The sequence below is a fragment of the Streptomyces sp. NPDC048255 genome (genome assembly GCF_040652415.1).
Taxonomy (GTDB): domain Bacteria; phylum Actinomycetota; class Actinomycetes; order Streptomycetales; family Streptomycetaceae; genus Streptomyces.
This window is the reverse complement of record NZ_JBEZMA010000114.1, coordinates 1-7,902: the sequence shown is the minus strand read 5'-3', so window position 1 is coordinate 7,902 and position 7,902 is coordinate 1. Positions and strand designations below refer to the sequence as shown.

Sequence of the window (7,902 nt, the reverse complement as noted above, 5' to 3'; positions counted from 1 at the left end):
GCCGACGCTCCGCGTCGACTCCCTCCTCCGCCTTGCAATCCACGGCACCAGCCGACCCGGGCTCTCCGACCCTGATCCACCGGACACCCCCTAGCCCTGGGGCAGCTGGATCACGGGGAAGCTCCCCGTCGCCGTGGGCGCGTGCTCCGGCAGCCACAGCACCGCCACAGCACCGGCCGCCGCGCCCTCGCGGTCCGCCCCGCCCGGAGCGGCCACGTTGCGGAAGGTCAGCCGGGCCCCCAGGACCCGTGCCTGGCCCTCCGCGATGGTCAGCCCCAGCCCGTGCCCCACGCCCGCGCGGTCCGTCGACCCGGTGCGGAAGCGGCTCGGCCCCTCGCGCAGCAGCGCCTCCGGGAAGCCCGGACCGTGGTCCCGGACCCGTACGACCCGGCCCTCGACGTCGACCTGGACCGGCGGCTGCCCGTACCGGGCGGCGTTGGCCAGCAGGTTGCCCAGGATCCGCTCCAGGCGCCGCGGGTCGGTGCTGACGATCTCGTCCGCGACGATCCGTACGGAGGCCTCCGGCATCAGCGCGGTCACCCGGCGGCTCACGAACTCGCCCAGCGCCACTTCCTGGAGCTCGGCCCGCTCGGACGCACTGTCCAGCCGGGCCACCTCCAGTACGTCCTCGACCAGGGCGCGCATCGCCTGCGCCCGGTCCCGCACCAGCTCGGTCGGCCGCCCCGGAGGCAGCAGTTCCGCCGCGGTCAGCAGGCCTGTCACCGGGGTCCGCAGCTCGTGCGCGATGTCCGCGGTCACCCGCCGCTCGGCCTCCAGCCGCTGCTGGAGGGCGTCGGCCATGGCATCCACCGCCCGCGCCAGGTCGTCGGTCTCGTCCCGTACGACGCCACCCACCGCGTCCCGGACCCGTACCTCGGGATCCCCGTGGGCCACCCGCTGCGCGGCGGCGGCCGCCTTGCGCAGCCGGCGCGAGATCTGCCCGCCGATGAGCACGCCGAGGGCCGAGCCGCCGATCACCACTGCGAGGGAGCCGACGACCAGGGCCCGGTCCAGGTCGCGCACCATGTTGGCGCTCTCCCGGAACTGGGTGCGCAGCGACAGCGCCTGCCCGTTGCCGAGCGGCACGGCGGCCCAGACCTCCTGGGGCGCGCCCGGGTTCTCCTGGACGTAGGTCCCGCGTCGTCCCGACTGCACCTTCTGCCGCAGCTGGGCGGGCAGGTCGGGGTCGTTGATCTTGAAGCCGGGGGGCGGCTTGCGCCCGGCGTCGACATTGCGGGACATGAACTGGACGCGGTCCAGCTGCACCTCGCGGGCGCTCTCCAGCATCGACACCCGGGCAGCGCTGTGCACCACCAGACTCAGCGCGACCGCGGTGAGTGCGCCCACGGCGGCGATGGCGAGTGTGATCTTCCAGCGGATCCCGGTACGGAGGGTGAAGCGCCTCATGCCTTGAGCTTGTATCCGAAGCCCCGGACCGTCTCGATCCGGTCCTGTCCGATCTTCGTGCGCAGCCGCTGGACGTGGACGTCGACGACTCGGGTGTCGCCGCCCCAGTCGTAGTCCCAGACCCGCTCCAGCAGCCGGTCGCGGGACAGGACGGTGCCGGGCGCGGAGGAGAACTCCAGCAGCAGCCGCATCTCCGTCGGGGTCAGGGCCACGGCCGCACCCGCCTTGCGCACCTCCATGCCCTCCGTGTCCACCTGGAGGTCGCCGAAGCTGAGCACCCCGCGCTCCCCGGCCGGCCCCTCGGCGCCGCCCGCCGCGCCGTTCTGCGGGCCGCCGGCGTGGCCGAAGCGGCGCAGCACCGCGCGGATCCGGGCGACGAGCACCGAACCGTCGAAGGGCTTGGTGACGTAGTCGTCGGCGCCCGCCTCCAGGCCCAGCACCACGTCGATGGAGTCGGCGCGCGCCGACAGCATGATCACGGGGACGGTGGACTCGTCACGGATGCGCCGGCACAGGCTCACGCCGTCCATGCCGGGGACCATCACGTCGAGCAGCGCGATGTCGGGGCGGTCGGCCCGGAAGGACTCCAGGCCGGACAGGCCGTCGGGCATGGCGGTGACCACGAACCCGTCGCGCTCCAGCGCCAGGGTCGTGGCCTCACGGATGACGTCGTCGTCCTCCACGAACAGGACATGGGTCTCGGCCATACGGAAGACTCGCCTCGGTTCTTCGGTACTCGGTAGTACTCGGTTCTTCGGTGTTCGGTTCCCGGTGTGCGGTTCCGCCGGGTCCGGTCCTGCTGCCGGAGTTCAGTTCTTCTGACTCGTGGCCGGGGCGGGCTGCCCGCCGTCGACCACGTTGCTGTACTCCGAGTGCACCCGGTCCTGCTCGGTGAACTTCTCCCCGTTCCAGCGGTACGTGATCACGTCCTCGCCCGACGGATAGGCGAGCGGCTCGCTCTTTCCGTAGACCGGCTTCGTGACCACCAGGTCGCCCCGGTCGATCTCCGCGTAGACGGGTGGCTGTTCGTCCGAGAACACATTCTCGTACGATCCGCCGTCCGCGCGATACACGTACGAGCCCCGGCCCAGCGCGTCCGCGCAGGACAGCACGTTCACCACGATGTCGACGACGGCGCTCCCGGTGACCCGCCCGTAGCTCACGTCCACCGGGTAGTCCTTGCCCGTGCAGGGCTTGAGTTCCCGTTTGACGTCGGCGCTGACCTTGGGGTCCGCCCTGAGCAGCGCGACCGGGTCCACCTTCTTCGCGGGCCGGCCGGAGGCGGCGGAGGCCTCGGAGGAGGCGCCGGGCGCGTCGGAGGCGGAGGGCTCGGCGTGCTCGGAGGCCGCGGACTGGACGGCCTTGGACATGGCGTCCGTACGGGCGGGACCGCCGTCGCGCAGGCCGGTGCCGCCCGTGGAGCAGCCGACGGCCAACAGCGCTGAGCCGACGAGGACGACCGTCCCCGCCGACATCAGCGCCAGTGAACTCCTGTCAGTCAGGCCTTGGCCATTCAGGCCGCGCACCGCTCACGCCCCTCGTACCGGATGGTGTGGTCCCCGCGTTCCAGCGCGCGCATGTCCAGGTCCCGGCTCTCCAACTCCTGCCGGAGGCGGGCCAGTGCGCGGTGCAGGGTGCTCTTCACGGTTCCCGCCGACATTCCGAGCGCCGCGGCCGTCTCCTCGGTGCTCATCTGCTCCCAGTGTCGCAGCACCACGACGCTGCGCTGCTTGGGCGCGAGGACCTTGAGGATGTCCATCAGCAGGGCGCGGTCGGCGCGCTGGTCCGAGCCGTCCTCGACGGAGGCGTCGGGGAGCTGCTCGGTGGGGACCTCTTCGAGCTTGCGGGCACGCCACCACTCGGTACGGGTGTTGATCATGACGCGGCGGAGGTAGGCGTCGGCCAGGGACTTGTCGGCGATGCCGTCCCAGCGGCCGTAGGTGCGTACGAGGGCGGTCTGCAGGAGGTCCTGCGCGTCGGTGGGGTCCGGGACCAGGCGCCGGGCACTGCGCAGCAGCGCGTCCTGCCGAGTGCGTACGTACTCCTCGAATTCGAGTACCTCGCCGTGCGCCATCTCAGACCGCCTCCGTTCCGTTCAACCGCTCGTCCGCTGGCTTACGGATCTGAAGGTACGGAGGGGTTGTCACGGGCCTGTGCGGGCCAGCCTTCGGTGGACGCACGGACACCCATAGGTTGTGTAACAGCGCCCTTGAGCTGCGGTTTCCCGGCGGGAAGTGGAATCTTCGAGTCAGTTTCGAGTGACTCCGTGACGCCCCCGCGTCACGCTCCGCCGACGCCCGGACCGGGCCCCGCGACCGTCTGCGGAAGCCGGTACATCCCTCCCGCCAGGGGTTCCACCAGACCGTCGGAGACCAGCCCGTCCAAGGCCCGGGCGCGCTGCACCGGCTCGTCCCAGACCGTGTCCAGCACGGCTTGCGGAACCGCACCCACCGCCTCCCGGAGCACCGCGAGCAGCCTGCCGCGCACCTGCCGGTCCGTCCCCGCGTACGTCTGCCCGCGCCGCGGCGGTCCCTCGTGCGCCGGCTTCCCGGCGAGGCGCCACGCGCACAGCCCGGCCACCGGGCAGCGGGCGCAGTCCGGGCTCTTGGCCGTGCACACCAGCGCGCCCAGCTCCATCGACGCCGCCGCCCACCGCGCCGCGACGCCCTCGTCCTCGGGCAGCAGGGCCCGCGCCAGGCGCCGCTCGGCGGCGGTGGTGGCGTTCGGCGGGTACTCGACCCCGGTGGTGGTCCGGGCGAAGACCCGCCGGACGTTGGTGTCGAGGACGGCGTGCCGCTGCCCGTACGCGAACGAGGCCACGGCGGCGGCCGTGTACTCGCCGATGCCGGGCAGCGCGAGCAGCTGCGCGTGCTCCCTCGGTACGTCGCCCCCGTGCCGCTCCGTTATCGCCAGCGCCGCGCCGTGCAGCCGCAGCGCCCTGCGCGGGTAGCCGAGCCGCCCCCAGGCCCGTACGGCCTCGCCGGGGGCCTCGGCGGCCAGGTCGGCGGGCCGGGGCCAGCGGGCGAGCCACTGCTCGTAGACCGGCAGGACCCGGCTGACGGGGGTCTGCTGGAGCATGAACTCGCTGACCATGACCCCCCAGGGGCCGGCCTCGGGACGGCGCCAGGGCAGGTCGCGGGCGTGCTCGTCGAACCACGCGATGACGGGGGAGTGCAGGGCGTGGGAGACGTCGGTGACGGGGGCCGTGTCGGTCTCGGTGTCAGGAACGTCGGAGATCCCGTGGATTTCGGGGACCTCGGGGATCTCGGCGGAAGAAGTGGGGGATGCAGTCATGGCAATCGGCATCCTGGCACGTTTCACACCTGACGTGCCGGGCCCGGACCGGTGAACCAGACAGCGGCTCGGATCCCGCTCGCCCGCATGGCGGCAGTGATCGTACTGATCGGACCGGTGAACGCCAGGACGACGAGCGCGGCCACCGCGCCGCCCAGCAGCAGGCCCAGCGCCACGTCGTGCGGGTAGTGCACGCCGACGAAGACCCGGGAGAAGGCCATGAGCAGCGCGAGCGGCACGGTCAGCAGCGCGAGACGGCGTACCGCCAGGGCCAGCGCGACGGCGGCGGCCCCCGCGATCGCCGAGTGGTTGCTGGGGAAGGACCAGTCGCCGGGGGCCGGGCACGCGATCAGCGAGGCCGCCGCCCCGGCCACGGCGCGGCAGGGCCGCTCCTCGTCCACGACGGACTTCAGCGACTCCGAGGCGACGTACGCGACGGCGGTGGCGGGCGGCGCGAGGACGGCGAGCGCCACCGCGCGGTTGCCGCGTCTGAAGCGGGCCCGCCACCAGACGGCTATGAAGAGCGCGCCGAAGAGCAGGAGTCCGTACTCCGTCCACACTTCGAAGGCCGACCGCACCCAGGAGGGTGTCGTATGGGCGAAGTCGGTGATGTCGCGGTAGAGGCCGGAGCTGTTCATGGTCACCGACCGTACTCAAAACGGAATCTCCTCCGCGTCAGACCGGTGGCCGGATCTGGGCGTTCCGGATTGCGCCCGCAGGATGATCATCGGCAAATCCAGGCCGTTGCGCGGCATGTGGGGCACTGATCGCGTCCCGGACTCTCGTAAAGTTCCGTCCGTGGGATCTCTGCGCAATCCGGTCGGGCCGCTCCCCTCCTCCATCTACTGGCGACGGAGGGCTGTGCTGGCGTCCGTTGTCGCGCTCCTCGCCGTCCTCGCCCTGTGGGTCGTCACATCCGGTGGGGGGAAGACGAGTACGAACGGAAAGGGCCAGGGCCACCCCGATCCCGTCACCTCGATCACCCCCGGCCCCGCCGGGACGGGGCCGGCGATCAGTCAGGCCCCGGGCGGACGCGCTGAGTCGGGCGGTGGCAGCACGGGGTCCGAGGGCGGCGGCTCCACCGGCCCCGGCAAGAACGGCGAACCGGGCAGCGGTACGGGCTCCGGATCCGGATCCGGCTCGTCCTCCGGCGGCGCGGCGGCCGGCGCGGGCGGCGGCCCGGACCAGGTCCCGGCGGACTCGGCCCTCCCCACCTGCGCGCCGAGTGCGCTGCAGTGGGAGGTCAAGAGCGCGAAGAACGAGTACGAGGCGAACGAGAAGCCCCGCCTCGAACTGATCGCCCGCAACATCTCCGGCACCACCTGCAAGGCCGACCTCGGCCCCAAGCAGGCCGTCCTGACCATCCTTCAGGCCACGAGCAGCAAGGCCGTGTGGTCCTCGGCGGACTGCCCGACGGGCGCGGGCAACGTCTTCTTCCGCATCCCCGCGCAGGGCGAGTCGAAGCAGTCGCTCGACTGGGACCGCAAGTTCAGCGCGGCGGGCCAGTGCCAGTCGCCTCCGGCGGGGTCGGCGGCTGCGGACACGTACGTGGTCGAGGTCAAGGCCCCGGGCATGCCGGTCGCCCGGACCTCGTTCGTCCTGAAGCAGGACTGACGCCGAATCCGGGCAGTCGGCCGGCTGCTGGGGCTCCGCCCCGGACCCCGCGCCTCAAACGCCGGCGGGGCTGACATTGCCCTGCCGGCATCGGCCTAGACGTAGCGCTCGAGGATCGAGGACTCCGCGAGCCGGGACAGCCCCTCGCGGACGCTGCGCGCACGGGCCTCGCCCACGCCGTCCACGGTCTGCAGGTCGTCCACGCTGGCAGCGAGCAGCTTCTGCAGGCCGCCGAAGTGCTCCACGAGGCGCTCGATGATCGCGCCCGGCAGCCTCGGCACCTTCGCCAGCAGCCGGTAGCCGCGCGGCGACACCGCCGAGTCCAGGGTCTCCGGCGAGCCCGTGTACCCCAGCGCCTTCGCGACGATGGCCAGTTCCAGCAGCTCCGGGTGCGTCAGCGCGTCCAGCTCGGCCAGGGCCTCGTCCACCGTGCGGGAACGCTTCGCCGTCGGCTCCGGAACGTAGTCCCGGATCACGAGCTCCCGCTCCTGCTCGATCCCGACCGTCAGCTCGTCCAGCTGGAGCGACAGCAGTCGCCCGTCCGTGCCCAGTTCGACCACGTACTCGGCGATCTCGGTCGCGATCCGGCGGACCATTTCAAGCCGCTGCGCGACCGCGGTCACATCGCGGACCGTGACCAGGTCCTCGATCTCCAGCGCCGACAGCGTGCCCGCGACCTCGTCGAGGCGCAGCTTGTACCGCTCCAGCGTGGCCAGCGCCTGGTTCGCCCGCGACAGGATCGCCCCGGACTCCTCCAGGACACGGCGCTCGCCGTCCACGTACAGCGCGATCAGCCGCATCGACTGCGACACGGACACGACGGGGAAACCGCACTGCTTGGAGACCCGGTCGGCGGTGCGGTGCCGGGTGCCGGTCTCCTCGGTCGGGATCGACGCGTCCGGCACCAGCTGCACACCGGCCCGCAGGATCTTGGTGATGTCCTTGTCGAGGATGAGCGCGCCGTCGAGCTTGCACAGCTCGCGCAGCCGGGTCGCGGTGAACTCCACGTCCAGGACGAAGCCGCCGGTGCACATCGCCTCGACGCTCTTGTCCATGCCGAGGACGATGAGGCCGCCGGTGTTGCCGCGGACGATCCGTTCCAGGCCGTCACGCAACGGCTGACCAGGTGCGACCGCGCTCAGCGAGGCCCGCATCATGGCCTCCTGCTTGGAGCTCGCGCCCGACTTGCCGGATGCTGCTGCCCCGTCCTTGGCTGCCACTGCACTCCTCCGGTCGCGGGTTGTGTCGCCCAGCGCCGCGGGCACGAAGACGTGCGTACGGCCGGGCGGACCAGCACAAAGTCTACCGGCGCACGCTGTGGCCCCGCCGTGGCTTGGCCAGGTACGCCCCCGGGGGACCCCGTACGGGCCCCTGACCAGCGGCGCGACCGGATACGGGCGAGTCCGGGAGGTGCCGGGGCGGCGCCTGCCGGGGCCTGGGCAGCGCCGAGGCCGCCGCCCGGGGAGGCCCGAGACCCGCCCGGCCGCCGCGGCTAGGTCCTGTCCGGGCGATCTTCGTGGATCAGCCCGCGTCGTCTGGTGCGGTGCATCGCAAGGCGGAGGATCGCAGCTCGTACTCGGCCGTACT

8 protein-coding genes are annotated in these 7,902 nt (G+C 72.4%); 1 reads left to right on the top strand and 7 read right to left on the bottom strand.

Translation table 11 applies throughout. The annotated features are described in order from the left end of the window. Positions 1 to 90 precede the first annotated feature (90 nt). From cseC to AB0D94_RS37325, 6 genes are all read right to left on the bottom strand, one after another. The gene (gene cseC / locus AB0D94_RS37350) at positions 91 to 1,407 is read right to left on the bottom strand and encodes a two-component system sensor histidine kinase CseC (RefSeq protein ID WP_362062292.1); all 1,317 of its coding nucleotides are present in this window, start codon (positions 1,405 to 1,407) and stop codon (positions 91 to 93) included. Further along, positions 1,404 to 2,114 carry a two-component system response regulator CseB gene (cseB, locus tag AB0D94_RS37345; protein WP_362062289.1) on the bottom strand — a complete coding sequence of 237 codons (711 nt, stop codon included), beginning with the start codon at positions 2,112 to 2,114 and terminating at the stop codon, positions 1,404 to 1,406. The genes cseC and cseB overlap by 4 nt, the downstream gene beginning before the upstream one ends. Before the next feature lie 102 nt (positions 2,115 to 2,216). Then, entirely contained in the window at positions 2,217 to 2,882 is a 666-nt protein-coding gene (locus AB0D94_RS37340; protein ID WP_362062286.1) for a hypothetical protein, read from the bottom strand. 38 nt (positions 2,883 to 2,920) lie between these two features. After that, positions 2,921 to 3,481 carry a SigE family RNA polymerase sigma factor gene (locus tag AB0D94_RS37335; RefSeq protein WP_069920779.1) on the bottom strand — a complete coding sequence of 187 codons (561 nt, stop codon included), beginning with the start codon at positions 3,479 to 3,481 and terminating at the stop codon, positions 2,921 to 2,923. A gap of 206 nt (positions 3,482 to 3,687) precedes the next feature. Next, positions 3,688 to 4,701 carry an A/G-specific adenine glycosylase gene (locus AB0D94_RS37330; RefSeq protein ID WP_362062281.1) on the bottom strand — a complete coding sequence of 338 codons (1,014 nt, stop codon included), beginning with the start codon at positions 4,699 to 4,701 and terminating at the stop codon, positions 3,688 to 3,690. A 23-nt stretch (positions 4,702 to 4,724) separates the two neighbouring features. Then, complete coding sequence (locus AB0D94_RS37325; protein ID WP_362062278.1) at positions 4,725 to 5,339, bottom strand: phosphatase PAP2 family protein; 615 nt, start codon at positions 5,337 to 5,339, stop codon at positions 4,725 to 4,727. A gap of 223 nt (positions 5,340 to 5,562) precedes the next feature. Here AB0D94_RS37325 and AB0D94_RS37320 point away from each other — a divergent pair, with 223 nt between their 5' ends. Then, on the top strand, positions 5,563 to 6,315 hold the full coding sequence (locus tag AB0D94_RS37320) for a hypothetical protein (protein ID WP_362062275.1): 753 nt from the start codon (positions 5,563 to 5,565) through the stop codon (positions 6,313 to 6,315). A gap of 95 nt (positions 6,316 to 6,410) precedes the next feature. On the opposite strand, the gene disA is transcribed toward AB0D94_RS37320, so the two are convergent. After that, entirely contained in the window at positions 6,411 to 7,535 is a 1,125-nt protein-coding gene (gene disA, locus AB0D94_RS37315; protein WP_361769502.1) for a DNA integrity scanning diadenylate cyclase DisA, read from the bottom strand. Between the last annotated feature and the right edge of the window lie 367 nt (positions 7,536 to 7,902).